The organism is Pseudomonas sp. UBA7500, assembly GCF_002478435.1.
Classification (GTDB): domain Bacteria; phylum Pseudomonadota; class Gammaproteobacteria; order Pseudomonadales; family Pseudomonadaceae; genus Aquipseudomonas; species Aquipseudomonas palmensis.
Genome location: NZ_DLNW01000002.1, coordinates 85,488 through 111,361, shown reverse-complemented (window position 1 = coordinate 111,361; position 25,874 = coordinate 85,488). Strand labels below are relative to the sequence as shown.

At 64.6% G+C, this 25,874-nt stretch carries 23 protein-coding genes; 10 read left to right on the top strand and 13 right to left on the bottom strand.

The window, feature by feature from the left end:
- Window positions 1-116 precede the first annotated feature (116 nt).
- The 3 genes from yedA (at window position 117) to B4I46_RS01950 (ending at window position 3,298) form a co-directional block, all read left to right on the top strand.
- On the top strand, window positions 117-1,049 hold the full coding sequence (gene yedA, locus B4I46_RS01960; RefSeq protein ID WP_058540581.1) for a drug/metabolite exporter YedA: 933 nt from the start codon (window positions 117-119) through the stop codon (window positions 1,047-1,049).
- Complete coding sequence (locus tag B4I46_RS01955; RefSeq protein WP_282361847.1) at window positions 1,046-1,900, top strand: hypothetical protein; 855 nt, start codon at window positions 1,046-1,048, stop codon at window positions 1,898-1,900. The genes yedA and B4I46_RS01955 overlap by 4 nt, the downstream gene beginning before the upstream one ends.
- A gap of 66 nt (window positions 1,901-1,966) precedes the next feature.
- Window positions 1,967-3,298, top strand: coding sequence for a DEAD/DEAH box helicase (locus tag B4I46_RS01950; RefSeq protein WP_054916356.1), 1,332 nt, complete (start codon window positions 1,967-1,969; stop codon window positions 3,296-3,298).
- Between the two features lie 81 nt (window positions 3,299-3,379).
- Here the strand turns inward: B4I46_RS01950 and B4I46_RS01945 are convergent, their stop codons facing one another.
- The gene (locus B4I46_RS01945) at window positions 3,380-4,615 is read right to left on the bottom strand and encodes a TIGR03862 family flavoprotein (RefSeq protein WP_286898404.1); all 1,236 of its coding nucleotides are present in this window, start codon (window positions 4,613-4,615) and stop codon (window positions 3,380-3,382) included.
- A 151-nt stretch (window positions 4,616-4,766) separates the two neighbouring features.
- Window positions 4,767-5,681 (bottom strand): histone deacetylase family protein, encoded by a 915-nt coding sequence (locus B4I46_RS01940; protein ID WP_286898402.1) that lies wholly within the window; start codon window positions 5,679-5,681, stop codon window positions 4,767-4,769.
- Window positions 5,682-5,779: 98 nt separating this feature from the next.
- On the opposite strand from B4I46_RS01940, the gene B4I46_RS01935 reads away from it, so the two are divergent.
- A complete protein-coding gene (locus tag B4I46_RS01935) occupies window positions 5,780-6,205 on the top strand; it encodes an EamA family transporter (RefSeq protein WP_043863863.1) in 426 nt (141 codons plus the stop codon).
- Here the strand turns inward: B4I46_RS01935 and B4I46_RS01930 are convergent.
- On the bottom strand, window positions 6,171-7,004 hold the full coding sequence (locus tag B4I46_RS01930) for a phosphatase PAP2 family protein (protein WP_286898401.1): 834 nt from the start codon (window positions 7,002-7,004) through the stop codon (window positions 6,171-6,173). The genes B4I46_RS01935 and B4I46_RS01930 overlap by 35 nt on opposite strands.
- Window positions 7,005-7,006: 2 nt before the next feature.
- Window positions 7,007-7,699 (bottom strand): histidine phosphatase family protein, encoded by a 693-nt coding sequence (locus tag B4I46_RS01925; RefSeq protein WP_286898399.1) that lies wholly within the window; start codon window positions 7,697-7,699, stop codon window positions 7,007-7,009.
- A 246-nt stretch (window positions 7,700-7,945) separates the two neighbouring features.
- Between B4I46_RS01925 and B4I46_RS01920 the strand changes: the two genes are divergently transcribed.
- The 4 genes from B4I46_RS01920 to B4I46_RS01905 all read left to right on the top strand — a co-directional run bounded on the left by B4I46_RS01920 (window position 7,946) and on the right by B4I46_RS01905 (window position 12,296).
- Window positions 7,946-10,129 (top strand): TonB-dependent receptor, encoded by a 2,184-nt coding sequence (locus B4I46_RS01920; RefSeq protein WP_043863861.1) that lies wholly within the window; start codon window positions 7,946-7,948, stop codon window positions 10,127-10,129.
- Between the two features lie 65 nt (window positions 10,130-10,194).
- Window positions 10,195-10,764, top strand: a complete 570-nt coding sequence (locus B4I46_RS01915; protein ID WP_043863860.1) for a GNAT family N-acetyltransferase — start codon at window positions 10,195-10,197, stop codon at window positions 10,762-10,764.
- A gap of 75 nt (window positions 10,765-10,839) precedes the next feature.
- Window positions 10,840-11,709, top strand: a complete 870-nt coding sequence (gene tesB / locus B4I46_RS01910) for an acyl-CoA thioesterase II (RefSeq protein WP_043863859.1) — start codon at window positions 10,840-10,842, stop codon at window positions 11,707-11,709.
- Window positions 11,706-12,296 carry an HAD family hydrolase gene (locus B4I46_RS01905; RefSeq protein WP_054916361.1) on the top strand — a complete coding sequence of 197 codons (591 nt, stop codon included), beginning with the start codon at window positions 11,706-11,708 and terminating at the stop codon, window positions 12,294-12,296. Before tesB ends, B4I46_RS01905 begins: the two co-directional genes overlap by 4 nt.
- Before the next feature lie 66 nt (window positions 12,297-12,362).
- Here B4I46_RS01905 and B4I46_RS01900 read toward each other — a convergent pair whose 3' ends face one another.
- The 3 genes from B4I46_RS01900 to B4I46_RS01890 form a co-directional block, all read right to left on the bottom strand.
- Window positions 12,363-14,834: a TonB-dependent siderophore receptor gene (locus B4I46_RS01900; protein ID WP_286898394.1), complete on the bottom strand. Its 2,472-nt coding sequence runs from the start codon at window positions 14,832-14,834 to the stop codon at window positions 12,363-12,365.
- 105 nt (window positions 14,835-14,939) lie between these two features.
- Complete coding sequence (locus B4I46_RS01895; RefSeq protein WP_275728944.1) at window positions 14,940-15,887, bottom strand: FecR domain-containing protein; 948 nt, start codon at window positions 15,885-15,887, stop codon at window positions 14,940-14,942.
- A gap of 1 nt (window position 15,888) precedes the next feature.
- A complete protein-coding gene (locus B4I46_RS01890; protein ID WP_286898391.1) occupies window positions 15,889-16,389 on the bottom strand; it encodes a sigma-70 family RNA polymerase sigma factor in 501 nt (166 codons plus the stop codon).
- Window positions 16,390-16,530: 141 nt separating this feature from the next.
- Between B4I46_RS01890 and B4I46_RS01885 the strand changes: the two genes are divergently transcribed.
- Window positions 16,531-17,541 carry a zinc-dependent alcohol dehydrogenase family protein gene (locus tag B4I46_RS01885; RefSeq protein WP_043863855.1) on the top strand — a complete coding sequence of 337 codons (1,011 nt, stop codon included), beginning with the start codon at window positions 16,531-16,533 and terminating at the stop codon, window positions 17,539-17,541.
- 61 nt (window positions 17,542-17,602) lie between these two features.
- Here B4I46_RS01885 and B4I46_RS01880 read toward each other — a convergent pair whose 3' ends face one another.
- The 5 genes from B4I46_RS01880 to B4I46_RS01860 all read right to left on the bottom strand — a co-directional run bounded on the left by B4I46_RS01880 (window position 17,603) and on the right by B4I46_RS01860 (window position 23,780).
- On the bottom strand, window positions 17,603-19,894 hold the full coding sequence (locus tag B4I46_RS01880) for an autotransporter domain-containing protein (RefSeq protein ID WP_286898389.1): 2,292 nt from the start codon (window positions 19,892-19,894) through the stop codon (window positions 17,603-17,605).
- A 290-nt stretch (window positions 19,895-20,184) separates the two neighbouring features.
- Complete coding sequence (locus B4I46_RS01875) at window positions 20,185-20,964, bottom strand: class I SAM-dependent methyltransferase (RefSeq protein WP_043863851.1); 780 nt, start codon at window positions 20,962-20,964, stop codon at window positions 20,185-20,187.
- A 118-nt stretch (window positions 20,965-21,082) separates the two neighbouring features.
- Window positions 21,083-22,138 (bottom strand): membrane protein, encoded by a 1,056-nt coding sequence (locus tag B4I46_RS01870; RefSeq protein ID WP_043863850.1) that lies wholly within the window; start codon window positions 22,136-22,138, stop codon window positions 21,083-21,085.
- A 96-nt stretch (window positions 22,139-22,234) separates the two neighbouring features.
- Complete coding sequence (locus B4I46_RS01865; protein ID WP_058540570.1) at window positions 22,235-22,615, bottom strand: RidA family protein; 381 nt, start codon at window positions 22,613-22,615, stop codon at window positions 22,235-22,237.
- 28 nt (window positions 22,616-22,643) lie between these two features.
- A complete protein-coding gene (locus B4I46_RS01860) occupies window positions 22,644-23,780 on the bottom strand; it encodes an NAD(P)/FAD-dependent oxidoreductase (RefSeq protein WP_286898384.1) in 1,137 nt (378 codons plus the stop codon).
- Window positions 23,781-23,961: 181 nt separating this feature from the next.
- Here B4I46_RS01860 and B4I46_RS01855 point away from each other — a divergent pair, with 181 nt between their 5' ends.
- Window positions 23,962-24,576: a helix-turn-helix domain-containing protein gene (locus tag B4I46_RS01855; RefSeq protein ID WP_088513846.1), complete on the top strand. Its 615-nt coding sequence runs from the start codon at window positions 23,962-23,964 to the stop codon at window positions 24,574-24,576.
- A 63-nt stretch (window positions 24,577-24,639) separates the two neighbouring features.
- Here B4I46_RS01855 and B4I46_RS01850 read toward each other — a convergent pair whose 3' ends face one another.
- On the bottom strand, window positions 24,640-25,677 hold the full coding sequence (locus B4I46_RS01850) for an ABC transporter substrate-binding protein (RefSeq protein ID WP_043863846.1): 1,038 nt from the start codon (window positions 25,675-25,677) through the stop codon (window positions 24,640-24,642).
- Window positions 25,678-25,874 lie beyond the last annotated feature (197 nt).

Here is a 25,874-nt window from a genome sequence, read left to right as displayed (position 1 = left end):
CGGGCAAACATCCGTTTTTTCGAAAGTCTGGTGGCCGTATAAACAGGGTTTGTAACTTAAAATTACCCGTTTGGCTTTCTAAACTACAGCTCCAAAACCCTGATTTCGAGCCTCCCATGCCTGCCTCCCGTCGCTTTCCGCTGGTGCTGATCGGTGCCTTCCTGGCCTTGTACCTGGTGTGGGGGTCGACCTATCTGGTGATCCGCATCGGTATCGAGTCGTGGCCACCGCTGCTGATGGCCGGGGTGCGCTTTCTGATTGCCGGCAGCCTGCTGTATGGCTTTCTGCGCTGGCGCGGGGTGCCGGCGCCCAGCTGGGCGCAATGGAAGGCCGCCGGGGCCATCGGCATATTGCTGCTCAGTTGCGGCAACGGCGGCGTGACCCTGGCCGAACATGCGGGCGTGGCGTCCGGGGTCGCAGCCCTGGCGGTGGCGACCGTGCCGCTGTTCACCCTGGTGTTCGGGCGATTTTTCGGGCACCGCAACACGCGTCTGGAATGGGCCGGTATCGGCCTTGGCCTGGCCGGCATCGGCCTGCTCAACCTGGGCTCCAACCTGCAGGCCAGCCCGCTGGGCGCGGCGCTGATCCTGTTTGCTGCAGCGTCCTGGGCCTTCGGTTCAGTCTGGAGCAAGAGCCTGCCGCTGCCGGCCGGGCCGATGGCCAGTGCCGCCGAAATGCTGGTGGGCGGCGCGGCGCTGCTGCTGGGCAGCGCGCTCAGCGGTGAACGCATGACCCAGATGCCGACCGCTGCCGGCTGGGGGGCGTTGCTCTATCTGGTGTTCTTCGGTTCGATCCTGGCCTTCAGTGCCTACATGTACCTGCTCAAGCATGTGCGCCCGGCGGCGGCCACCAGCTATGCCTACGTCAACCCGGCGGTGGCGGTGCTGCTGGGCATCCTGTTCGCTGGCGAGCAGATCGGCGTGGAGGAGTGCGTGGCGATGGCGGTGATCATCGGCGCGGTGGTGTTGATCGGCGTTCCGCAATGGCGCAAGGTGCCGGCCAGCGTAGCCACCCCGGCTGACGCCTTGAGGGGTGAGTTGTCCAAGTGAAGCGTCGTATTGCCATGGCAGGCTTGTTGGTTGGGATGCTGTCCGGTTGTGATGAACAGGAAGTCGGCCTGGAGTTTCAGGTATCGGTTATCGACAATTACGCCCACGGCCATGCAGACCGGTATTACGCCGAAGCGGTCCGTAACCTGCTGGCCGAACAGCAGATCGACCTGGCCCGAGTGGAAATGTGGGCCGATGACGAGACCCCTTGGGTGGTGAACCTGCGCATGCCAGGCGACGTATTGACCCCGGCGCGGCGTGAGGCTCTGCAGACGACGGTCGACGCCGTGCTGGCTGCGCGCCAGGCAGTCACCGGCAACGTCACCCTGACCCTCGCGGATCAACCTGACCAGCCGATCGCGTTGCGGTTGGCCTTCCCCAACGATGTCGCGATCAAGAGCCATCCTACGCTCAGCGAAGCGATGCGTTCGCTGATCGAGAACACGGCGCGTGGCGAGGTCGATTGCCGGGTCCCGGTGAGGCTCAGGGCCAACCTGCCCTTCGAGGTGCTCGACTACAGTCAGGGCGTGATGACGCTGCGCACCCCGGACCAGAAGCTCAGGCGCACGCCGGTGCGCCTGGAGTTCGCTGATGGCGGGTTGCGTAGTCAGGTAGCGCGTGGCCAGGTAGCCGTCAGCTTCAGCCGCGAGAAGGACCGCGACCACATGATCTTCGAACTGGGGTCGCTGGGCATGCACAGCTGGACGCCGATGTCGGCGCGCGATTCGAGCCTGAACGAGATCTACGGCCTGTGCCGTTCGCGCGCCAGCCAGCTGGGCAGGCCGCTGTCGCTGTTTGTCGGCAATGGCCTGGATCGCCTGACGTACGTGTACCTGCCGCCTGTGGATTGAAGCTCGGTGAACCCGCGCGAACAGGGTAAACTTGCGCCATTGCTGAATTCCCTAGACGGTATTGCCATGACATTCGCCAAACTTGGCCTGATTGAACCCTTGCTGCGCGCGCTCGAGCACCTCAAGTACACCACTCCGACACCGGTGCAGGCGGCGGCCATCCCGGCCGTGCTGGCCGGCCGCGACCTGATGGCGGCGGCGCAGACCGGCACCGGCAAGACTGCCGGCTTCGCCCTGCCACTGCTGCAGCGCCTGGTGATGGAAGGCGAGAAGGTCGCCAGCAACTCGGTACGTGCGCTGGTGCTGGTACCGACCCGCGAGCTGGCCGAACAGGTGCACGCCAATATCGTCGAGTACGCCGAACACCTGCCGCTGCGCACCTACGCGGTGTACGGCGGGGTGAGCATCAACCCGCAGATGATGAAACTGCGCAAGGGCATCGACCTGCTGGTGGCCACGCCCGGGCGCCTGCTCGACCTGTTCCGCCAGAACGCGGTCAAGTTCAACCAGTTGCAGGCGCTGGTGCTCGATGAAGCCGACCGCATGCTCGACCTGGGCTTTGCCGAAGAGCTGCGCTCGATCTACGCGGCGTTGCCGGTCAAGCGCCAGACGCTGCTGTTTTCCGCAACCTTCTCCGACGAGATCCGCCTGATGGCCGGGCAGATGCTCGACGACCCGCTCAGCGTCGAGGTCAGCCCGCGCAACGTGGCGGCCAGCAGCGTCAAGCAGTGGGTCGTGCCTGTGGACAAGAAGCGCAAGCCCGAGCTGTTCATGCACCTGCTGCGCAAGCAGCGCTGGAAGCAGGTGCTGGTGTTCGCCAAGACCCGCAACGGTGTGGATGCGCTGGTGGAGCGCCTGCAGGCGCAGGGCGTGAACGCCGACGGCATCCATGGCGATCGCCCCCAGGCCACGCGCCAGCGTGCGCTGGACAGCTTCAAGGCGCGCGAGATCCAGATCCTGGTGGCCACCGATGTGGCGGCGCGCGGGCTGGATATCGACGACTTGCCGCTGGTGGTCAACTTCGATTTGCCGATCGTGGCCGAGGACTACATTCACCGTATCGGGCGTACCGGGCGTGCGGGCAATACCGGCGAAGCCATTTCGCTGGTGTGTGCCGACGAGGTGAACATGCTGTCGGCCATCGAGATGCTCACGCGCAAGACCTTGCCGCGCCATGAAGAGCCGGATTTCGTGCCGGAGCACCGGGTGCCGGAAACCGACGCCAGCGGGCAGGTGGTGAAGAAGCCGAAGAAACCGAAGAAGCCCAAGCAGGGCAGCGGCAAGGGCAGCCTGGGGCGCTGGACCGACAGCGGGGATACCCCCGCAGCCGCGCCGCAGGTCAAGCCGGTGCGCAAGGTGCCGACGTTCAATACCGGGCCGCGCAAGCGCAAGCCTTGATTGGGCACGGGCTGCGCTGCAGCCCTTTCGCCGGCAAGGCCGGCTCCTACAAGGGCTGTGCGTACCCTATAGGCGCCGGCCTCACCGGCGCAGCCACTCCAGCACCCCCAACCCCGCCCTTCGCCCACTGGCAAAGCACGCCGTCAGCAGGTAGCCGCCGGTCGGTGCCTCCCAGTCGAGCATCTCGCCCGCACAGAACACCCCCGGCAACCGGGTCAGCATCAGGTGCCGATCCATCGCCTCGAACTTCACGCCGCCGGCGCTGCTGATCGCCTCGTCCAGCGGGCGCGGTCGTACCAGCGTGATCGGCAACGCCTTGAGCGCTGCCGCCAGGCGCGCCGGGTCGGCAAACACCTCGGGCCCGTTCAGCTCGCGCAGCAGCGCCGCCTTCACCCCGTCCAGGCCCAGCTGACCGTGCAGGTGCCTGGCCATCGAGCGCGAACCACGGGGTTTGCGCAGCGCCGCCTCGATCTTGTCCACAGGCCGGTTCGGCAGCAGGTCGAGCAGCACCGTCGCGCTACCTTCGCGGTTGATCGCTTCACGAATCTGCGCCGACCAGGCATACACCAGGCTGCCCTCGACGCCGCCCTCGGTCAGCACGAACTCGCCCAGGCGCGGCGCCTGGCCGGCCAGGCTCAGGGCGATGTTCTTCAGCGGTGCACCGGCGAACCTGCCCTTGAGCACGTCGCTCCAACCCGTTACCTCGAAGCCGCTGTTGGCTGCCTGCAGCGGCGAGATATCCACACCCCGCGCCTGCAGCCAGGGCAGCCAGGCAGCGTCCGAGCCCAGCCGCGCCCAGCTGCCGCCGCCCAGCGCCAGCACCACGGTATCGGCCTGCACGCTCACCTCGCCCTGTGGACAAGTGATCCGCAGGGCGCCGTCGGCATCCCAGCCGTGCCAGCGATGCCGGGTGTGGATAACTACCCCGGCATCGCGCAGGCGCTTGAGCCAGGCGCGCAGCAGCGGGGCGGCCTTCATGTCGCGCGGAAACACCCGGCCGGATGTCCCGACGAAAGTGTCGATGCCCAGGCCGTGGATCCATGCGCGCAGCGCGTCTGCATCGAAGCCGTCGAGCAGGCGCGCGATGTCGTGTTCGCGTTCTGCATAGCGCGAGATGAACGCGGGGTAGGCTTCGGAATGGGTGATGTTCATGCCGCCCACGCCCGCCAGCAGGAACTTGCGCCCCACCGAGGGCATGGCGTCGTACAGGTCTACCCGCACACCGGCCTGGCTGAGGACCTCGGCGGCCATCAGCCCGGCCGGCCCGCCTCCGATAATGGCAACGTGGGGGGCGGTGGTTGGGGGAGTATCGGTCATGGGCGGCTGCAGGCTGGGGATAAAAGAGCGGGCATTCTACCCGACACGGCCCCGCCCAGGCACTGTACAAAAAACGATCAGTACGGTGCAGGCCCCGTGCCACAAGGGCCGGATGGGCTTGCGCTCAGGTTATCCACAGGCAGCTCCACAGTCATTGTGGGTAATCGAGTACCCGTTGTGCGCTGTGGTGCAGGATGCCGTGGCGTCGGGCCAGGGCGTGGCGGTCCTTGCTGTAGCCGCCGCCGATCAGGCCGACCACCGGGATATCGCGCCCCAGGCAGTGGCGCAGCACGGCTTCGTCGCGGGCAGCGACGCCTGCGTCGGTCAGTTGCAGGTAGCCCAGCGCATCGTCCTTGTGCACGTCCACGCCGGCGTCGTACAGCACCAGGTCGGGCTGGTACAGCGGCAACAGGTAGTTCAGCGCGTCGTGCACCACCTTCAGGTAGTCGGCGTCGCCCATGCCGCGCGGCAACGGGATGTCCCAGTCGCTCTGGGCCTTGCGTGCCGGAAAGTTCTGTTCGCAGTGCAGCGACACGGTGATCGCGTCCGGGGTTTCGTGCAGGATGCGCGCGGTGCCATCGCCCTGGTGCACGTCGCAGTCGAAGATCAGCACCCGGTGCACGCGCCCGGCTTCGAGCAGGTAGCGGCTGATCACCGCCAGGTCGTTGAAGATGCAGAAGCCGGCCGGGTGATCGTAGTGGGCGTGGTGCGTGCCGCCGGCCAGGTGGCAGGCGATGCCATGCTGCAGGGCCTGTTCGGCGGCCAGCAGCGAGCCGCCGACCGCGCGCACGGTGCGCCGTGCCAGCGCTTCGCTCCAGGGCAGGCCCAGGCGGCGCTGGTCTTCGCGGCTCAGGTCGCCATTCATGTAGCGCTCGATGTAGCCCCGCTCGTGGGCCAGGGCGAGGATGTCGCTGGGGCAGAGCTCGGGGCGCAGCAAGGCCGCATCGGTGGTCAGGCCGCTGTCGACCAGGTGGTCGCGCAACAGGCGGAACTTGTCCATCGGGAAGCGGTGCCCGGCAGGAAACTCCGGGCTGTAGTCGTCGTGGTAGATCAGGGGCAGGGGCATGGCAGCTTCTAACCGGGGCAGGCCTCGATCTTGCCAGTTGCTGTACAGCCAGCGCCAGCGATCTACACTGCGCGCAGGTTCTCGACAGGGGTGCACCCATGCTGGCTTCCTGGACGTTCTGGGCGATTCTGTCGGCGATATTCGCCGCCTTGACCGCCATATTTGCCAAGGTTGGCGTGACCGGCATCAATTCGGACTTCGCCACCCTGCTGCGCACGGTGGTGGTGCTGGTGAGCCTGGCGCTGATTCTGTTCGCCACCGGCCAGTACCAGTCACTGGGGTCGATCTCGCCGCGCAGCTACCTGTTCCTGCTGCTGTCGGGGCTGGCCACCGGCGCCTCGTGGATCTGCTACTTCCGCGCCCTGCAGCTGGGGCAAGCCTCGCAGGTAGCGCCTGTGGACAAACTCAGCGTGGTGCTGGTGGCGGTGCTCGGCGTTACCCTGCTGGGCGAGCGGCTCGACCTGCGCCAGTGGGGCGGCATCAGCCTGATCACTCTGGGCGTAGTGATGCTGGCATGGCGTTAGCGCGCAGAGGTGTTGCCGGTAACTCCAGCGGTGCCTGCAGCGCGGTGCGGCCATAGAAGCACAGCGCGGTCGGCAGGCAGGTCAGCCAGACGAAGATCCCCGCCCAGAAGGTGTGCGACATGTAGTGCCAGCCCTGCATCACGCGGGTGGTGCCGTACACCATGCCCAGCAGCACGATGAACCCCAGCAGCTTGCGTGCGTGCACCCAGCGCCAGCGGCGGGCCACGAAGTACAGCGCCATCAGGGTGAAGCCGCTGGAGGCATGCCCGCCGGGCCAGCAGCGCCCGTCACCGGCCTTGTGCAGCAGGTCGAACTGTTGGTACCACTCCAGGCGCGGATGGGTACCGCCGTAGAATGTGGTCTCTACCGGGCAGTACACCCCTGTGTGGCTCTTGAGGTAGTGAATGATGGCGGTGCACAGTGCGAATGCCACCACCACGAACAGCAGGTCGCGCCGGTGCCGGGTGGTGAAGCGCAGCACGCCGGCAATGCGGCTGCGTTGCAGCAGCCGGGTGGCGGCGGCCTGCGGATGGCGGGCGAAAAGCGGCCACACGAAGGACAGCAGGGCGCCGATCAGTGCGGCTTCGCCTGTCCAGTTGGGCAGGATGCGGGGCCACTTGTGGGTCACTTTCTCGAACCAGGCGTCGTGCAGCAGGGCGAACTGGCCGCTGGCCGGGTCGATGAACAACTGGCTGAACCAGCGGTCGAGGCCGGTGAGGTTGAAGGCCACGAACACGACCAGTGCCAGCAGCAGGGGCAGGCCCAGGTGGGTGAGGTAGAACGACTGGCGTGGCGACATGCTCATTGCTCCGCCCTGGCCAGCAGCTTGCGCCATTCGGGGGCGTTCATGCGGCCGAGGATTCTCGGTTTGCCGCTGGCGCCCACCGAGACGAATACGGCTTCGGCGTAGGCGCTGGAGCGTTCGCCACCGGGCACGTTCAACTGGCGTTCGAGCTGGTCGATGCAGCCGCTGTGGGTCACCAGCACCAGGTTGCGCTCGGCGGCCTTGCGCGCCAGGGCGTTGTCGGCGAACCCCTTGTTGCATTGCTGCAGCCAGTCCTCACTGGCCGCCAGCTTGCCGAACATGAAGTGTGCGGTTTGCTGGGTGCGGGTCAGGGGGCTGGCCAGTATGTCGGCATGCTCCAGGCCCAGGCGCTGCAGCCCTTCGCCCACCTGCGCCGCAGCCTGGCTGCCCGCCTGGGTGATACCTTGCGGATCATCCAGGCACGGGTTGCGCGAGCGGTCGCAACGCTCGGCATGCCGCACCAGCACGATGACTTCACCTTTGGCCCAGTCGGCATACACACCGCTGTTGCGCATCTGTCTTTCGCTACCCAGGTCCACGATCGCCAACCCTCTGACCAGCCACAGGCTTGAAACGGCCAGTGCAAGCAAGGTGCACAGGCCCAGCAGGAACGTCACCGAAGGCAGGCGTCGTCGTCGCCCCGGACGGGCTGGGATCAAGGTCTGGTCGAGTACTGCATCGTGCAACATGGGGCCGCTCCGGCTACCGCGAGAATGTGTGCACGGTAAGCAACGGCCTGTGGTGAATCGGTGAAGGCGATGTGAAAGCCTTGTGGGGCAAGGGGCAACAGCACGTTGCAGTTTCAATTCAATGAAGTAATAAGTTGTTACTCTCGGACATAAACTGAAACGCGGCGTAAATAATGTAAATCGGCTTTGAGTGATAATTGCTCGTAAATAGTATTGCGCATCATTTTCTGATGGTGGGCATTACCAATGGCACAACTTTCAATAAAAAGCCGTCGTTCTGAATCCGGTCATCTGTGTACTGCACTGGGGTTGGCGGTAGCCTCCTGGTCGACAGCCAGTATTGCGCAAACTTCCACACCGGCTGCATCGTCCACCGCATCGTCGGTGGAACTCGATGCCACCGATGTGAAGGGCGTGCACCATGAAACGTTCAAGGTCGATAACGCCTCCTCGCCCAAGTTCACCGCCCCGCTGCGCGACACGCCAAAGTCCGTGACCATCATCAATGAAGCGCTGATCAAGGAGCGTGGCGCCACGTCCCTGACCGATGTACTGCGCACCACTCCCGGCATCACCCTGGGCGCGGGCGAGGGTGGCACGCCACTGGGCGACCGCCCGTTCATTCGCGGCTTCGAAGCCAGTACCGATATCCAGATCGACGGCCTGCGCGACCTGGGCCGCGCCTCCCACGAGGCGTTCAACATCGAGACCGTGGAAATCGTCAAGGGGCCGGGCTCGGCCTACAGCGGCCGGGGTTCCACCGGTGGCTCGATCAACCTGGTGAGCAAGGCGGCCAAGGCCGAGGACTTCATTGGCGGCAGCTTTACCCTGGGTACCGACCAGCTGCGTCGCACCACCCTCGATGTCAACCAGTACCTGGGCGAGCAGGACCTGGCGTTTCGTCTCAACGCGATGAAGCACGAGGCCGACACCCCCGGGCGCGACCATGTCGAGGTCAGCCGCTGGGGCATTGCGCCGACGATCACCTGGGGCCTGCAGGGCCCGACCCGGGTCACCGCCAGTTACTACCACCTGCAAACCGACGACATTCCCGATCAGGGCCACCCGGTTTCGTTGATTACCAACAAGCCGGTGAAGGTCGACCGCGACAACTTCTACGGGCTGGTGGATCGAGACTTCCGGAAAACTTCCGCCGACCTTGCCACCTTCAGCATTGAACATGACTTCAATGAACACCTGAGCCTGCGCAATACCCTGCGCGGTGGCCGCACCATGCAGAACTATGTCATGAGCCGTCCGGTGTTCGCCAATGTGGGCCAGGAAGAGAGCGGGCTGGTGTCCCGGGGCTTTCGCCCGCGCAATGTGGTCAACACGTCGCTGATCAACCAGACCGACCTGTTCGGTACCTTCGACACCGGCACCATCAAGCACACTTACGCAGCCGGTATCGAAGTCAGCCGCGAAACGATCACCGACAAGGACAAGTACCAGGGCAACAACGGACGCCCGGGCGACCTTTACGACCCCAACCCGCACGACGGGGGCTGGACCCTGTTGCCGGGCACCGGCCAGGTCACCAGCAAGTACCAGACCGACACCCGCTCGCTGTATGTGTTCGACACGCTCGGCCTGCATGAGCAGTGGGACCTGAACCTGGGCCTGCGCTACGACGACTACGACGTGAAGAACCGCGTCGCCGGTGGCGCCGAGTCGTCCAGCGAGCTGTGGAACTACCAGGTGGGTATCGTCTTCAAGCCATTGCCCAACGGCAGCATCTACCTGTCCTACGGCACCTCGTCCAACCCGTCGGGCGAAAACACCCAGTCCGGTGGTGCCGATGGTGCCGGTGCCGGCAACCTCAACGGCAACAAGGCCAACCTCGACCCCGAACGCTCGCGCAGCCTGGAGCTGGGCACCAAGTGGGACGTGTTCAACGAGCAGCTGTCGCTGACCGCAGCGGTGTTCCGTACCGAGAAGACCAATGCACGCGTGACCGATCCAGTCTCGGGCCTGGTGGCACTGGATGGCGACCAGCGTGTCACCGGCCTGGAGCTGGGCGCCACCGGACGCATCACCGATGCCTGGGCGGTGTGGGCCGGCTACACCTACCTGGATGCCGAAGTGGTGAAGGCCGGTGGCAACGGCGCCAACGACGGCAACCAGTCCAAGTTCATCGCGCCCAACAGCTTCAGCCTGTGGACCTCGTATGACATCGATGCACGCTGGACAGTCGGCGCTGGCGCCAACTACATGGACGAGCGCTACATGAATGACGCCAATACCATCACCGTCGACGACTACTGGCGCTACGACGCGATGGTCGGCTACAAGGTCAACAAGAACCTCGACCTGCAGCTCAACCTGCTCAACCTGACCGACGAAACCATCTACGACGCCTCGCACGTGGGCCTGTTCGCCACGGTGGCCCCGGGGCGTTCAGCCGAGTTGACTGCCAACTTCCGTTTCTGAGGCTGGGCGCTCGGGCATTGCCTGCCTACGCTGTACACTGCAAGGCAGTGATCACGGAGCAGGCAATGACCCCGATACTTGAACTGGAGAGCGCGCGGCTGCGGCTGCGCCAGTGGCAGGACGACGACCTCGCCGAGTTCGCCGCCCTGTGTGCCGACCCACTGGTGATGCAGTACTTCCCGGCGCCGCTGAGCCGGGTCGAAAGCGCCGCACTGATTGGCCGCATCCGCGGCCATTTTGCCGAGTACGGGTTCGGCCTGTGGGCCCTGGAGCGCCAGGACAGCGGGGCGTTCATCGGCATGACCGGCTTGCTCAATGTGAGCTTCGATGCGCCGTTCACCCCGGCGGTGGAGATCGGTTGGCGCCTGGCGCGGCGCCACTGGGGCCAGGGCTTCGCCAGCGAGGCGGCCTGGACCTGCCTGCGCTGTGCGTTCGCCCAGCTGGGCCTGGACGAAGTGGTGTCGTTCACTACCCAGGGCAATCTGCCGTCGCAGAAGGTGATGCAGGCCATCGGCATGCAGCCCGATCCGCTGGGCGATTTCGAGCACCCGCGCCTCGAGCCTGGCCACCCCTTGCGCCCCCATGTGCTGTACCGGATCAACCGCGCCCAGTGGCAGGCCACCTTGCATGGCTGAATCGCAGAACATACAGGCCGCCAATGACAAACCCTGTATTATTTGCGCCCTGGGCCTTGCTTTGGAGAATCTCGAATGAGCCACGTGTTGGACGATCTGGTCGACCTGTTGAGTCTGGAGGCGATCGAGGAAAACCTGTTCCGCGGACGCAGCCAGGACCTGGGCTTTCGTCAGCTGTACGGGGGCCAGGTACTGGGCCAGTCGCTGTCGGCGGCCAGCCAGACGGTCGAAGAGGCGCGCCACGTGCATTCGTTGCACGGCTATTTTCTGCGTCCGGGCGATGCGTCGATGCCGGTGGTGTATTCGGTGGACCGCGTGCGTGACGGCGGCAGCTTCAGCACCCGCCGGGTGACGGCGATCCAGAAGGGCCAGCCGATCTTTACCTGCAGCGCCTCGTTCCAGTACGACGAGGAAGGCTTCGAGCACCAGGGCCAGATGCCCCAGGTGGTCGGCCCCGAGAACCTGCCGTCGGAAGTGGAACTGGCCGAGCGCATGGCCGATCAGTTGCCCGAGCATATTCGCGACAAGCTGCTGTGCGCCAAGCCCATCGAAGTGCGCCCGGTGACCGAGAAGGACCCCTTCAACCCCAAGCCCGGCGACCCGGTGAAGTACGCGTGGTTTCGTGCCGACGGCAACCTGCCCGACTCCCAGGCGCTGCACAAGTACATGCTGGCATACGCCTCGGACTTCGGCCTGCTGACCACTTCGCTGATGCCCCATGGCAAGTCGGTGTGGCACCGCGACATGCAGCTGGCCAGCCTCGACCATGCGCTGTGGTTTCACGGCAACCTGCGCGCCGATGACTGGCTGCTGTATGCCATGGACAGCCCGTGGGCGGGCAATGCGCGCGGCTTTGCCCGTGGCAGCATCTTCAATCGCGCCGGGCAGCTGGTGGCCTCGTCGTGCCAGGAAGGCCTGATTCGCCATCGCAAGGACTGGGCATGAGCCTGCGCTCGATTCGTCACTGGGTGTTCGACATGGACGGCACCCTGACCGTTGCCGTGCATGACTTTGCGGCCATTCGCGTGGCGCTGGACATCCCGGCGCAGGACGACATTCTTACCCATCTGGCGGCCCTGCCTGCGGCAGAGGCGGCGGCCAAGCATGCCTGGCTGCTGGAGCACGAGCGCGAACTGGCAGTGGCCTCGCAGGCGGCGCCGGGGGCGGTGGCGCTGGTGCGCGAGCTGGCGGCGCGGGGCTGCCGGCTGGGGATCCTGACGCGTAATGCGCGCGAGCTGGCGCATGTGACGCTGGAGGCGATCGGCCTGGCCGACTGCTTCCCGGTGCAGGACATCATCGGCCGCGACGAGGCTCCGCCCAAGCCGCACCCGGGCGGGCTGCTGCAACTGGCCCAGGCGTGGGACGTGGCACCGGCGCAGATGGTGATGGTCGGTGACTATCGCTTCGATCTGGACTGCGGGCGTGCGGCGGGTGCGCGCACGGTGCTGGTGAATGTGCCGCAGAACCCGTGGCCGCAGCTGGTGGATTGGCATGCGGCTGATTGTGGGGTGTTGCACGGGATGCTGGAGTAGGTCCGTGCTGGCCTCTTCGCCGGCCTTGCCGGCGAAGAAGCCCGGATCATCAACCCAGGCCTTCGATCAGAACGCCCAGCGCGTAGTCAGCATCAGGTTGCGCGCTTCGCCATAGTAGGTGGTGTCGAAGTTGCCCAGCCCGGCCAGGTAACGTTTGTCGAACACGTTGTTGGCGTTGAGCGTGAAGCTCAGGTGGTCGTTGTACTGGTAGCGTCCCATCAGGTCGACCAGGGTGTAGCCACCCTGCTTGATGAAGGTGTAATCCTTCACCGTAGGGCTGTAGATCTGGCCGTAGAACGCGCTCTGCCAGTTCACCCCGCCACCCACCGTGACCTTGTCTAGCGCCCCCGGCAGGCGGTAGGTGGTGAACAGCCGCAGCAGTTGCTCAGGCTTGGTAGTGCTCATCGGCGAGCCGAAGATGCGCTGGTGGTCCTTGTCGCGAGAACGCGCATAGGTATAGCCGGCCGACAGGTTCCAGCCCTCCTGCAGTTCGCCGGCAATCTCCAGCTCCACGCCCTCGGTGGTTGCGCCGCGGGTAGCCTTGTAGATCCCCTCGTTGGTGTTGGTGGTGCCGGTCTTCACCGCCACGTTGTCCTGCTCGATACGGAACAGCGCCAGGCTGGCATTGAGCCGCCCCTCGAAGTAGGCCGCCTTCAGCCCTGTCTCGTAGCTGTCGCCCTCCACCGGATCCAGCGGGGTGCGGTTTGCGTCCTTGTAGGTCTGTGGCTGGTAGATCGAGGTGTAGCTGGCATACACCGAGTAGGTGTCGTTGAGGTCATACACCACGCCGGCATACGGGGTCACCACGCCATGCTGCTTGTAGCCGGCCTGGTTGTCGCTGAAGTACACCGGGTTGAGGCCGTCGTAATCGTAGTTGTCGTTGTACTTGAAGGTGCTGACGCGGGTGCCGAGGATCAGCGACAGGTCGTCGGTGGGGCGCAGGCGGGTGGCGATGTACGCGCCGTTCTGGCGCTTGGTCTGCTCGTACTTGCCGTTTTTCGGGAAGTCCGGCACGCCGATCTTGCCGTTCCATTCGTAGATGTTGCCCGGTGTGCCGCCCAGGCTGGTGTCCCAGGTGGCGCCGGTCTGGCGCGAGTTGGCCGCGTTGAAACCCATCACCAGGTCGTGCTGGCGGCCCAGCAGGGTGAAGGGGCCGGACAGGTTGATGTCGGCGGTGTTCTGCACCCGGTGACCTTCCCAGCGGCCCCAGAACATGAACATGCCTTCGCCCGTGGCACGGTCGGGATTGCCGCCGCTGGCCGAGGCCAGGCGCGTGTCGTGGTCGCTCTGCAGCTGGTTGACGCTGAGCTTCAGGCTCCAGTCGTTGGCCAGCGCCTGCTCCAGCGAGGCGAAGTAGGTGCGGTTCTGGAAGTCGCGACGGCTCCAGTCGGCCCCCGGGTTGAACCGGCGCGAAAAGTCGGTGCGTCCGCCATCGGCGAAGTACACCGGGTTGCCGGTCCAGGAGGTGCCGCGCGGGGTGGTGGTCTGCTGGTCGATACCCACGGTCAGCAGGGTGTCGGGGGTGACGTCGACTTCGAGGATGCCGTAGTACACCTCTTTCTTCTGCTGGTAGTGGTCCTGGTAGCCCTTCCTGTCCTGCTGCGCGCCGACGAAGCGCCCGCGCACGCTGCCGCTGTCGTTCAACGGGCCGGAAACATCGCCTTCGCCACGATAGTCGTCCCAGCTGCCGGCGCTGCCCGACAGCGAGGCCTGGAACTGCGCGGTGGGTTTCTTGCGGATCAGGTTGACGGTGGCCGAAGGGTCGCCGGAGCCGGTCATCAGGCCGGTGGCCCCCTTGAGCACTTCGACGTGGTCGTAGATCGCCATGTCGACATGCGCGGTGCCTTCATCGTACACGCCGTCGTAGATGGTGTTGACGCCGTCGTACTGGAAGTTGGTGATGGCCAGGCCACGGCTGGAGAATTCGGTACGGTCGCTGTCGTAGGCCTGGGCGGAGACGCCGGGGGTGTTGCGCAGCACGTCGGTGATGCTCTGCGCGCCCTGGTCATCCATCTGCTGGCGGGTGACCACGGTGACCGATTGCGGGGTTTCGCGGATCGACAGCGGCAGCTTGGTGGCGGTGCGGGTGGCGGCGGTGGTGTAGGCGCCGGTGTTTTCGGTGGTCTCGCCAAGGGTATTGCTTTCGATGCTGGTGGCCCCCAGCTCGACGGCGCCGCCGTTGCCGGCTGGCACCAGCACGTAGCCGCCATTGGACTGGCGCTGGGCCTGCAGGCCGCTGCCCGCCAGCAGTCGCGCCAGGCCTTCATCGATGCTGTAGCTGCCCTGCAGGCCCGCCGATTGCAGGCCCTGGGTTTGCCGCGCATCGAACGACAGGGTGATGCTGGCGCGGGTGGCGAACAGGCTCAGCGCGGTGCCCAGCGGGCCTGCGGCGATCTGGAAGTGGGTGCTTGCGCTTTGTGCCAGGGCGTTTGACGGCAGCACCGCCAGCAACGGCAACGGTGCCAGCGGCAGGCTGAACAGGGCCAGGTGGACGGCGCGTAGCAGAGGGCGAGGCGCTCGCGGGCAAGGGGCGGACATGCAGGTTTTCCTTCGATTGGCTGGGCAGGGTCGCGGCTTTTTTTTCCGCTTTAACTGCGTAGCCGAATGAGAATGAAAATCGGCAACCCGGTTTTCGATGTTTTTTCAGACCGGCTCGACGCTCACCCAGTACCGCGTGAGGTAGCGCACCTTGACCGGCAGCGAGGTGCCCAGGTTCTGCAGGACGGTGTCGGTATCGTCGATGCGAAAGGCGCCGGACAGGCGCAGGTCGGCAATACGCTCATCGCAGCGCAGCAGGCCGGGACGGTAGCGGCGCAGCTCGCTGATGAAGTCGGCCAGGCGCCACTCGATCACGGTCAGCATGCCGTCGGTCCAGGCACCGGTGCCGGGGGCAGCGCTACCGACCGCTCCGAGCTGATGCGCGTCGAAGCTCACGCTTTGCCCGCTGTCCAGGCGCAGCACTTGCCCGGGCTGATCGGCGGGGCGGATCTCCACGGCGTGCTCCAGTACGCTGACCCGGCTCAGGCCGCCCTCGCTGTGCACGCTGAAACGGGTGCCCAGGGCGCGGATGCTGCCTTCCGGGGTTTGCACCAGGAAGGGCCGGCCAGCGGCGTCGGCGGCGGTTTGCACCATGATTTCGCCGCTGTACAGGCGCAGCAGGCGCTGCTGGCCGTCGAATTCGATATCCAGCGCGGTGTCGGTGTTGAGTTCCAGTTGACTGCCATCGGCCAGTGTCACGTGGCGGCGCTGGCCCTTGCCGGTACGCAGCCCGGCCATCAGCTCGCGGCCCGTGTCGCTTTCGCGCACGGCCCAGCCGGTGATGCCCACGCCCATCAGCAGGGCCAGGGTCTTGAGCACGGCGCGGCGTCGTGCGCGTACACCGGCCAGGGTCGGCAGGGCCACGTCGGCGGGCAGGCGGCCAAGCTGGCGCTGCAGTTTTTCCACCCGCGCCCAGGCCTGGGCATGGGCCTGGCTCTTGCCCAGCCAGTCCCGCCAGGCCTGCACCTGGGCCTCGCTGGGCGGCGCGGCATTGAGCTTGACGTACCAGCTGGCCGCCGCCTCCAGGGTTGAATAGTCCAGGGGCTGGGCCATGTCAGTCGTCCGTCAGCAGCAGGCAGTGGGTCATGGCGCGGATCATGTGTTTTTTCACCGTGGTCACCGACACGCCCATGCGCTCGGCGGTGGCCACGTAGCTCAGGCCCTCGAGCTGCACCGCCAGGAAGATCTGCCGGGTGCGTTCGCCCATGCCGTCGAGCAGGGTATCGACGGCCACCAGGGTTTCGAGAATCAGCAGGCGCGTTTCGGGCGACTCGATGACGCGCTCCGGGCGGGTGGCCAGCTCGGCGAGGTAGGCCTGTTCCAGGGCCTTGCGGCGAAACTTGTCGACCATCAGCGCATGGGCGATGGCGCCCAGGTAGCTGCGCGGTTCACGAATGGTCTGGGCATTGCGTGCGGTCAGCACCCGGATGAAGGTGTCCTGGGCAAGGTCTGCGGCATCGCTGGCGTTGCCCAGGCGCGCGCGCAGCCAGCTTTTCAACCAACCGTTGTGTTCGCTGTAGAGCGCGTGCAGGGCAGCGTGATCGGGTGCGGGCATGGCGCGGAGGATACTGAGTAATTGATAATTAGTCGCATTATTGTGGTTTGCCGGCGGATTGTGCAAGTGCTGGTGCTTGACCTGCGTCAGGCACGGGCGAAGACTGGTTGACCCTTTACAGACACGAGCGAGGCGCTTCCCATGAGCCACAAGGCCATTTACGTTCAACCCGGCGGCGGATATGACAAGGTGCAGGTGGGCACGTGCGAAGCGCCGGCGCCGCAGGCGGGCGAGATCACCGTGCGCCTGCGTGCCAACTCGCTCAACTACCACGACTTTGCCGTGGTCAGCGGCATGTGGGGGCCTGCCGAGCCGCGCATTCCGATGGCCGATGGTGCCGGTGAAGTGGTGGCCGTGGGCGCCGGGGTCAGCGAGTTCGCTGTCGGTGATGCGGTGGTCAGCACCTTCTTCCCCGACTGGCTGGATGGCGCGCCGCTGATCGAAGGCTTTGCCACGGTGCCGGGCGATGGCATCGACGGCTATGCCCGCGAGCAGGTGACGGCCCGTGCCACTTCGTTTACCCATGCGCCCAAAGGTTGGAGCCATGCCGAAGCGGCCACGCTGACCACTGCGGGCTTGACCGCCTGGCGTGCGCTGATGGCCGACGACGCACTCAAGCCAGGCGACACGGTGCTGGTGCAGGGCACCGGTGGGGTGTCGATCTTCGCCTTGCAGTTCGCCAAGCTGGCGGGCGCCACGGTGATCGCCACTTCCTCCAGCGACGCCAAGCTCGAACGCCTCAAGGCCCTGGGCGCCGACCACCTGATCAACTACCGCACCACCCCGGCCTGGGGCGAGCAGGTGCGCAGCCTGACCCACAATCGTGGTGTGGACCATGTGATCGAAGTGGGCGGCCCGGCCACGCTGGAGCAATCGATGATAGCCGCGCGCATTGGCGGGCACATCTCGTTGATCGGTATCCTCACCGGCGTGGCGGGGCAGTTGCCGCTGGTGCAGGCGCTGGTGCGCCAGTTGCGCCTGCAGGGGGTACTGGTGGGTAGCCGTGCCCAGCAGCAGGCCATGGTGCGCGCCATCGACGCCAACGGCCTTCGCCCGGTGATCGACAAGCACTTTGGCCTGGAGCAGATCGCCGATGCGTTCCGCTATCAGGAAACCAACCAGCATTTCGGCAAGATCGTGCTGGATATCTGAGGCACGCCCCGACACGACAAAGCCCGCTTCTGGCGGGCTTTGTCGTGTCTGGCGGTTGAGGTCAGAAGTCGTAGCGCACGTTGGCGGTGAAGGTGTCGGCATCGAAGCCGCTGCTGGTCAGGTAGTTGTACGACCCGCCCACGCTCCAGGCACCGACGCGGTAGGTTGCGCCCAGGCCCAGCTCGTAGCTGTCGCGCGCCGGGGTGGCGCCGCGGGTGGTGAATGGCGTGCCACCCAGCACGAAGGTGGAGGTGGTGCCGGCCTTGTCGCCGATGAAGTCATGCCAGGCCATCAGCTTGGCTTCCGGCTCCAGGCTGCCCACGCCCAGGTCGAAGGCGGCTGCCAGGCGTGCGCCCAGGCCCATCTCGCCGATTTCGTAACGCTGGCTGCCGACGTTGAGCGCCGCCGAGCTGCCTTTTTCACGGTACGAGTCGATCGAGACATTGGCGTAGCGCGCGCCGATCTGCGGCTCGAGCACTACCTGGCGGTCGAGCTGGAAGGTGTAGCCGGCCAGCGCGTTGACGCCGAAGATCTCGCTGTCGTAGTCGGCCTTGGCGCGGCTGCCGGCGATGTAGCGTTTGGACTCGTTGTCGTTCCAGCCGTACATCACCGAAGCGTCGACGAAGTAGTTGTCGAGGGTCCAGTTGCCGTACAGGGTCAGGGCATGGCCGCTGACATCGGTCTTGTTGCCCCGGTCGGATTTGACGTCGCTGGTCAGGTAGCTGTACGCCAGGCCCACGGTGGTGTCGGGGTCGAGCTTGCCGTCGGCGCCCACGGCGATGCCGTTGGTGTTGGCATCGTAACCGTCGATACCGTGGCGACGATCCTGATCGGCATCGCTGGACAATGCCTGCACCCATACGCCAGTGCCCGACAGGCCTTCACCGGACGACAGGCCGTTGCGGGCATTGCTGGAGCGGCGGGTGACGGCGTTGCCCACCAGGGTCTGGCTGCTGGTGGCGGCATTGATCACGCCGCGGCTGACATCCGGGGTCAGGGTTTCGGCGAGACTGGCCAGTTGCGCATCGCTGCTGGCGTTGGCGAAGGCCTGGAATACCGGATCGCTTTCGCTGAGCTGGCCCATCACGGTGTTCTTGAACGGTTGTATGGCATTGACCGCATTGCGCGAAGCACGGGCGCCGAGCAGGTTCTGCTCGATCGCTTCATCGCTGCGGGTTGCGACCAGCGCCTTCACATCCTGGCCCTCGATGCCGAAGTTTTTCACTTCGAGCAGCGCCGAGGACGAGACCACCGACAGGTTCTGCGCCTCTTCCCAGGTGCCGGAGTTCAGCAGGGTGTAGCGGGTGCCCTGGGCCGGGGTGCGGAAGTCGTCGGAGCGGGCTTGCAGCTCGATCTGGCTTCCTGCGGAGAAGTAGGTGTTGCCGGTTACCTTGAGGATCGGTGAATCGGGCAGGGTCGTGTTGTCCAGCAGCAGACGCAGGCGTGCGGTGTCGCTGTCGAGGTCGAGATCGCCGTCCAGCGTGGTGTGCGGCGCCAGCAGGGTCAGGGTGCCACCGTCGATGTCCACGTAGCCGGCACGGATGGTCGAACCGTCGAAAGCCACGTCGCCTTTGACCAGCACGCCACTCAGCCCCAGCAGATCGCCTTTTACCTGGCCGCCGGACCAGTAGAAGTACGACTGCGCGTTGCTGTCTTCGGCCAGAATCGCCGCAGTGCCGCCTTCGAGCAGGCCGGCAGTCTGGGTGATCGAAAACAGGTTGCTGCCGCTCAGGTTGACCAGATGGATGCCGATGCCATCTGCCGAAATGGTGCCGCTGTTGTTGATGTTGCTTTTGTAGGGCGGGGTGACGGACCCGCTGAAGACGGCATTCTCGACTTCGATACCGGCCGAGTCGGCGCCACGCGCGGTGATGGTGCCGCTGTTGATGATGCTCGACTGGGTGGAGGTGATCATCATGCCGTTGGCGTTCTGGCCCGTCACGGCAATGCTGCCGCTGTTGATCACATCACCGGCAATATTGGCCAGGTACAGGTCCAGGCCCATGGCGCCTTCGCCGGTCACGTTGATGCTGCCCTGGTTGACCAGGTTGCCGCCGATGCTGGAATCGAGGGTGAGGGAAATGGCCGAGGGAATATCGGTGGCACTCGCCGCGCTGAGGTTGATCGCGCCGCTGTTGGTCAGGTTGCCCAGCACAGTGACATCGATCAGCTCGACGCCGGCGTTCTGCGATGTGCCGCTGAAGGTAGCGCTTTTGAAGGTATCGCCGGTATTGCTGTAGGCACCGGAGCTGAGGTCGTGATTCAAGTCGATAGCGGGAGAGGCATTGGCCGTGGCTGTAGCAGCGGCAATGGAAAGCGCCAGCAGTGAGCGGCGCAGCGATGCAGTATTCAAGAGGGTGTCCCTTCCAGGGTCGGAAACCGACGTGGGACAACCAGCGCATGCTGCGTCTGTATCGGCCATCCCTGCCGGCTTGTCAGTGAGTGCTGAATCAAGCGCTGGGTACTGTACAGGATGGTTGTAGGACAATTCAGCAGCGAAAGCCGGTTAGGCTGCTTTTCACGAAAAAAATGTGAGTCAGCCGGCATCTGTAGGAAAAACAGGCAGATTCGCGGGAATTTAATCGATCGTGTGGGGTCGACCGCTGTCGTCCTGGCGAAGGCCAGGACGTCTTGCAACCGCAATCAGGCGAAGCTGATGTTGATGCGCTGCTGGCCGTAAACGACTTTGGCGGCAGAGATCAGTTGATGCGGGATCTCCACGAACGGAATGTCGGAGTTGGTCAGGGCGATGTCCACCAGTTGCACCATGATCGAGTTCTTGCGCACCAGGATCACGTCCGACCAGTCGGTGTTGGTCATGGCCAGCGGGATGAAGTCGGAGCGCTTCATGAAGCTGCTCAAGGCTTCGAGCACGCCAAGGTTCTGCTTGGTGCCGTTGGGGCTGTGGCAGCAGTCGTTGAGCAGGATGAAGCCATCCGGGCCGACCAGTTCCTGGTAGTACATCAGGTCGCGCAGGATGAATTCGTACTGGTGGCTGGCATCGATGTACACCACGTCGAAGGTCTCGATGCCGGTACGCGGCTGGATCGCGTCGATGGCGCTGATGGTGTCGGCGCGGATGACGGTGACGTTGTCCTTGTCGGCGAAGCGGTCCAGGCATTGCTGGTAGAGGTTGTCGAAGGTGGCCTGCTCATGCATCGGGCCGCCGTAGTAGTAGGCGTATTTCTCTGGCGGCTCGACCCATGGCGGCAACTGGTCGAATGGGCTGTAGTCGTCATTGGAGGCAGGGCTCCAGCTGTCGATCAGCACCATCTTTTCCGGGGTCAGGGCCTGGTAGAGCTTCATCGCGTTTTCGCCGCGCAGCACTCCCAGTTCCGCTACCACCGGCTGCTTGCCATAGGCGGTAAACACCGCGTTGAGTACGTGATAGAAGGTTTCACGGTAGGTTGTGCAGACTTTCATCGGTGACCTGCTCTGCTGCTAGTTCGGTTGCCAAGCATATCGGCCTGGCAATCGATTTCGAGAGGGCCGGTTCGATGCAATTTGTGACGCGCCCGATCAGCGCGTCACTGTGCATTGCTCAAGCCTGGGCCAGGCGGCCGACGCGTAGCCAGCCAAGCACGACCGCGCCAATCAGAAGGAAGCCCAGGTAGCCGAACAGCGGGTAGACCTGACCCACCAGGCTGACGAACCCGACCAGGCTGCCAACGAACGCCAGGGCGCCGGCGGCCGCCGAGCCGATGCGGAACGTGCGGGTGCCCGCTGGCAGCAATCGCGCCGAAAAGGAGTACAGGGTGCCGACGGCGGTGTTGAGGATCATCAGGAAAATGACCACGGCCATCACCAGGCCAAGCACCGGTGAAATCTCGGTGGCGATGGACAACATGGGCATGGGCAGGTCGGCCACGCTGTCCAGGCGCGACAACAGCCCCAGGCTCATCACCAGCATCAGCACCCCCAGCAACGCGCCGCCGAAGATGCCACCCCAGATGGCGTGCTTCTCGGTCTTTGCGGTGCCGCCCATGATCGACAGAAAGGGCACCCCGGCCACGATGTTGTAGGACACGTACAACAGCGCCCCCAGCAGCCAATGGCTGGCGCCGGCGTCCTGCTGGCTGGCCAGTTGATCGAGCTCGCCGAAACTCAGGCCTCGGGTGGCCACACCATACAGGGCCACCGCTACTGCCGTGAGAATCAACAGCGGGGTGGCGGCGCCGATCATGCCAATCACCTTCTGCACATCCAGGCACACGATGGCGACCACGATCACGGTCACCGCCAGGCTGCCGAACAGGGCCGGGATGCCGAACTGCTGCTCCAGCAGGGCACCGCCACCGGCCAGCATGACCACGGTCACCGCAAACATGAAAAAGGTGATCATCAGGTCGACGAAGGCGCCCAGGTAGCGTCCGCACAGGGCGTTCACCACGTCTTTATGGGAGCTAGCCCGCAGGCGGCTGCCCATGCCTGCCAATGCCATGCCGAGAAAGATGAACAGTGAGGCGCTGACCACTGCCCCGAGCAATCCCCATACGCCGAAATCGACGAACATCAGCAGCAGTTCCCGACCGGAAGCGAACCCGGCGCCGACAATCACACCGACGAACGCGCCGGCTATTTTCAGGCTCTCTTTCATGACGATTTCCCTCGAATTATTGTTGTTAGGGCTTATGGGGCGGGCCACTTTCCGTGGCCATGCCGGGGCATCGCAGTGGCAGGCGGCAAGGGTGTGCTAGCGGGCGCCGACCCAGGCCTGGACTTCGATCTCTACGTCGACACCCAGTGCCAGCTGGCTGCCGCCGACCGTGGAGCGCACCGGAAAACCATTGTCGAAGTAGCGCTTGTACACCTCGTTGAAACCGGCGAAATGTTGCATGTCGGTCAGCCAGACCGTGGCCTTGACCACCTGATCGAACCCCACACCGCACTCGGTCAGGGTTTCGCCGATACGGCTCATGACCGCCTCGGTTTGCTCGCGGATATCCCCGAGCACCACGTTGCCCTGTGGGTCCATTGGTACCTGCCCCGAGAGAAACAGGAAATCGCCGACACGGATGGCCTTGGAGAACGGGTAGGGCAGATGGCTGGGGTAACGCTGCAGTTGTTCGGACATGGCATTGAACCTCGTGGGTGATGAGTGATTAACGCAAGCGGGCAGGTGCCAGGCGCTGTGGCTCGACACCTTGATGAAGCAGTGTTTGGGGCAGCGGCTGATCGAGCAACTGGGCGCAGGCCAGTTGCGACACGCCGGCCGCAGACTGGATGCCATAGCCGCCCTGTGCCGCGAGCCAGAAGAAGCCTTCGCGGTGATTGTCCCAGCCGACCACCAGGTCGCCATCGGCGACGAACGAGCGCAGGCCGGCCCAACTGTGACGCGGACGGCGGATGGTCAGGGAGGTGGCGGCCTCGATGTGGTAGATGCCGGTGGCGATGTCCAGCTCTTCAGGCATCACGTCATGGGGCGGCACGGGGTCGGCGTTGGCCGGGGAGCCCAGCAACTGGCCGGCATCGGGCTTGAAGTAGAAGCTTTCGTCGATGCCGATCACCGTGGGCCAGCGCGAGAAATCCATGCCCTGGGGGCCGTCGAAGGTAAAGGCTGTGCGTCGGCAGGGCTGCAAGCCGATGGGCTTCACGCCGCACTGCTGCGCAACCTCATCAGCCCAGGCGCCTGCGGCATTGACCAGCGTGCGCGCGCGCAACTGGCGACCGTCGGCCAGGGTCAGGTGCCAGTGACCGCCTTCGCGCGTGGCGACGCTCAGTTGCGCATCGCATTGCAGCACACCACCGGCACGGCGCATGGCGCGCAAGAAGCCCTGGTGCAGTGCATGCACGTCCAGATCGCGGGCGTCGGTTTCGAGCATCGCGCCAACCATTGCTTCCGGGTTCAGGCACGGCACCAACGCGAGCGCATGCTCGGTATCGATCAACGACACATTGCCAGCCTGTGCTGCACTGGCAGCGAAGGTCTGTTCCAGCAGAGGCTGTTGCCCCTGGCCTGCGACATACAGGCAACCGCGAGGCTCCAGCAGCGCATGCTCGGTGAAATCAGCGGGCGGTTGTTCATAGAAAGTGCGGCTGGCGCGGGTCAAGGCCTGGATCTGCGGTGTTCCGTAACTTTCCATGAACATGGCTGCGGAACGACCGGTGGCGTGATAGCCCGGCTGGCTCTCGCGCTCGAGCACCACGACCCTGGCTTGCCCAGCCAGGCGATAGGCCAGGGAGGCCCCCGCAATACCGCCGCCAATGATGGCGAAATCGAAACATTCGCTGTCGTGCATACCGAGGTGCCTCCTGTTCCGAGTGGGAGAAGCAATGTCTTCGCCGCTGTTCTTGTAATTCTCAGATACGAGAAATGTAAGATATGAGAATTTTCCAGTCAACCTATTACCTTGAGGTATTATTTTTGGCCCTTGCCCGGCTTGGCCAAAGGCATCGTTTTCGTATGGCAGAGAAGTTTGCATGAGCTCCGATCCAGTCTCGCGTTCCCCGGCCCACCCCTTGATAGATCGCGCCCAGGTGGGGGCTCGTCTTCGTGTCATACGCAAGAACCAGAAGCTCACGCTCAAGCAATTGTCCGAGCGTTCAGGCGTGGCGCTGTCGACCCTGTCGAAGATGGAGCTGGCGCAGGTATCGGTGAGTTACGAGAAGCTGGCGGCGGCAGCGCGGGCATTGGGTGTGGATATCGCCCAGCTGTTCAACCCGGCCAAGGTGAGCGTGGGTGCGGTACAGCCCACGGTGGTGAGCACGGCCATCGATACGGCGGCGGGTTACAGCACGGGCAACTACGAGTACCACCCGATGGCGGGGGATTTTCCCGGGCGCAACATGACGCCGATGTATGCCCGCATCTGCGCGCGTGAGATGAGCCAGTTCGAAGACTACATTCGCCACCCCGGGCAGGAGTTTGCCGTGGTGCTTTCGGGCCGTGTGCGCATTCAGTTCGAAACGGGTGAATCCGTCAGCGTTGGTTGCCGGGAGACGGTGTATTTCAACAGCGCGATCGGGCACATCTACCTGGCTGAGGGCGAGGCGGGGAGTGACGCCGAGGTGATGGTGGTGATGACGGAGGTCTGACCTTGTGCTCGGCAGATTCCGAAAGCCATGGGGTGAGTGCCCCATGGCTGGCCGTTCAGGGGGTTAGCGCGACGCCCAGGCGTTGAAGCGTTGCTCCAGTTGTTCGCCATGGTCGGCCCAGAACAGCGGGTCTACCGGCACCTGCTGGGAAAGGTTCGCTGGCGCGGTGGGCAGTTCGGCGATGCGGTCCTTGTCGAGCAGTTGCATGGCCTGCAGGTTGGCGGCGCCGTAGTCGATATGTTCGGCGAAGCTTTTCTGTTGCGCGGGGTCGAGCGTGAAGGCAATGAACTCGCGGGTCTTCTCCTGGCGTGAAGCGCCCCGCGGGATAGCCCAGGAATCGAACTCGTAGAGGCCGCCGGACCAGACGATGTCCAGGTCGTACTTTTTCTTCTGCTTGGCCGAGAGGCGGCCGTTGTACACCGAGCTCATCACCACATCCCCAGCGGCGAGATACTGAGGTGGCTGGGCACCGGCTTCCCACCACTGGATATGCGGCTTGATCTCATCCAGCTTGGCGAAGGCGCGGTCCTGGCCTGCCTTGGTGGCCAGCAACGTGTAGACGTCAGCGTGCGCTACCCCGTCGGCGATCAGGGCGAATTCCAGAGTCGATTTGGCCAGCTTGCGCAAGCCGCGCTTGCCCGGGAATTTCTCCACATCCCAGAAATCCTTCCAGCCGGTGGGGGCTTGCTTCAGCTTGCTGGTGTTGTAGGCCAGCACCGTCGAGTACACCAGGAACCCTATGCCGCAGGGCTGGATGGCGCCGGGAACGAAATGCTTGGTATCGAGGCCGATCTGAGCTGGGTCCAGCGTCTCGAACATGCCCTCTTCACAGCCCCGGGCAAGCTCGGCGGACTCCACCTCCACGGCATCCCAGGACACGCTGCGGGTATCGACCATGGCCTTGACCTTGGCCATTTCGCCGTTGTACTCGCCGGAAATGATCTTGCTGCCCCGGGCTTGTTGCCAGGGCTTGTAGAAGGCCTTTACCTGGGCCTCCTTGTTGGCGCCACCGAAGGAGACGATGGTGAGGTCGGCCGCGAGGCCGTGACTGGCAGTGACTATCCCCGTTGCGAGTGCTGCGAATTTCAGAGCTTTGATCATTATTGTTATCTCCTACTGTTCAAGGGTGATTGCACATCACTCAAGACACCGGGATCAATCGGTCCTCCCAGACGAGAGACATCCGGTTCTCGTTCCATGCGCTGCAGGGCAAACCGCACAGCCAACAGCAAGGCTCGCCACGCAGCGCAGTGTTCTCCTAAGGTGGTTTTGTGGTGCCCTAAGGTTTCATGGGGGTA

Bases quoted from the DNA above. Each gene is read 5' to 3' on its own strand.
- B4I46_RS01915 (WP_043863860.1), top strand. From the start codon at position 10,195: ATGACCCCGATACTTGAACTGGAGAGCGCGCGGCTGCGGCTGCGCCAG.
- B4I46_RS01900 (WP_286898394.1), bottom strand. From the start codon at position 14,834: ATGTCCGCCCCTTGCCCGCGAGCGCCTCGCCCTCTGCTACGCGCCGTC.
- B4I46_RS01950 (WP_054916356.1), top strand. From the start codon at position 1,967: ATGACATTCGCCAAACTTGGCCTGATTGAACCCTTGCTGCGCGCGCTC.
- yedA (WP_058540581.1), top strand. From the start codon at position 117: ATGCCTGCCTCCCGTCGCTTTCCGCTGGTGCTGATCGGTGCCTTCCTG.
- B4I46_RS01905 (WP_054916361.1), top strand. From the start codon at position 11,706: ATGAGCCTGCGCTCGATTCGTCACTGGGTGTTCGACATGGACGGCACC.
- tesB (WP_043863859.1), top strand. From the start codon at position 10,840: ATGAGCCACGTGTTGGACGATCTGGTCGACCTGTTGAGTCTGGAGGCG.
- B4I46_RS01890 (WP_286898391.1), bottom strand. From the start codon at position 16,389: ATGCCCGCACCCGATCACGCTGCCCTGCACGCGCTCTACAGCGAACAC.
- B4I46_RS01895 (WP_275728944.1), bottom strand. From the start codon at position 15,887: ATGGCCCAGCCCCTGGACTATTCAACCCTGGAGGCGGCGGCCAGCTGG.
- B4I46_RS01850 (WP_043863846.1), bottom strand. From the start codon at position 25,677: ATGATCAAAGCTCTGAAATTCGCAGCACTCGCAACGGGGATAGTCACT.
- B4I46_RS01855 (WP_088513846.1), top strand. From the start codon at position 23,962: ATGAGCTCCGATCCAGTCTCGCGTTCCCCGGCCCACCCCTTGATAGAT.
- B4I46_RS01925 (WP_286898399.1), bottom strand. From the start codon at position 7,699: ATGTTGCACGATGCAGTACTCGACCAGACCTTGATCCCAGCCCGTCCG.
- B4I46_RS01935 (WP_043863863.1), top strand. From the start codon at position 5,780: ATGCTGGCTTCCTGGACGTTCTGGGCGATTCTGTCGGCGATATTCGCC.
- B4I46_RS01940 (WP_286898402.1), bottom strand. From the start codon at position 5,681: ATGCCCCTGCCCCTGATCTACCACGACGACTACAGCCCGGAGTTTCCT.
- B4I46_RS01945 (WP_286898404.1), bottom strand. From the start codon at position 4,615: ATGACCGATACTCCCCCAACCACCGCCCCCCACGTTGCCATTATCGGA.
- B4I46_RS01930 (WP_286898401.1), bottom strand. From the start codon at position 7,004: ATGTCGCCACGCCAGTCGTTCTACCTCACCCACCTGGGCCTGCCCCTG.
- B4I46_RS01920 (WP_043863861.1), top strand. From the start codon at position 7,946: ATGGCACAACTTTCAATAAAAAGCCGTCGTTCTGAATCCGGTCATCTG.
- B4I46_RS01870 (WP_043863850.1), bottom strand. From the start codon at position 22,138: ATGAAAGAGAGCCTGAAAATAGCCGGCGCGTTCGTCGGTGTGATTGTC.
- B4I46_RS01865 (WP_058540570.1), bottom strand. From the start codon at position 22,615: ATGTCCGAACAACTGCAGCGTTACCCCAGCCATCTGCCCTACCCGTTC.
- B4I46_RS01885 (WP_043863855.1), top strand. From the start codon at position 16,531: ATGAGCCACAAGGCCATTTACGTTCAACCCGGCGGCGGATATGACAAG.
- B4I46_RS01860 (WP_286898384.1), bottom strand. From the start codon at position 23,780: ATGCACGACAGCGAATGTTTCGATTTCGCCATCATTGGCGGCGGTATT.
- B4I46_RS01875 (WP_043863851.1), bottom strand. From the start codon at position 20,964: ATGAAAGTCTGCACAACCTACCGTGAAACCTTCTATCACGTACTCAAC.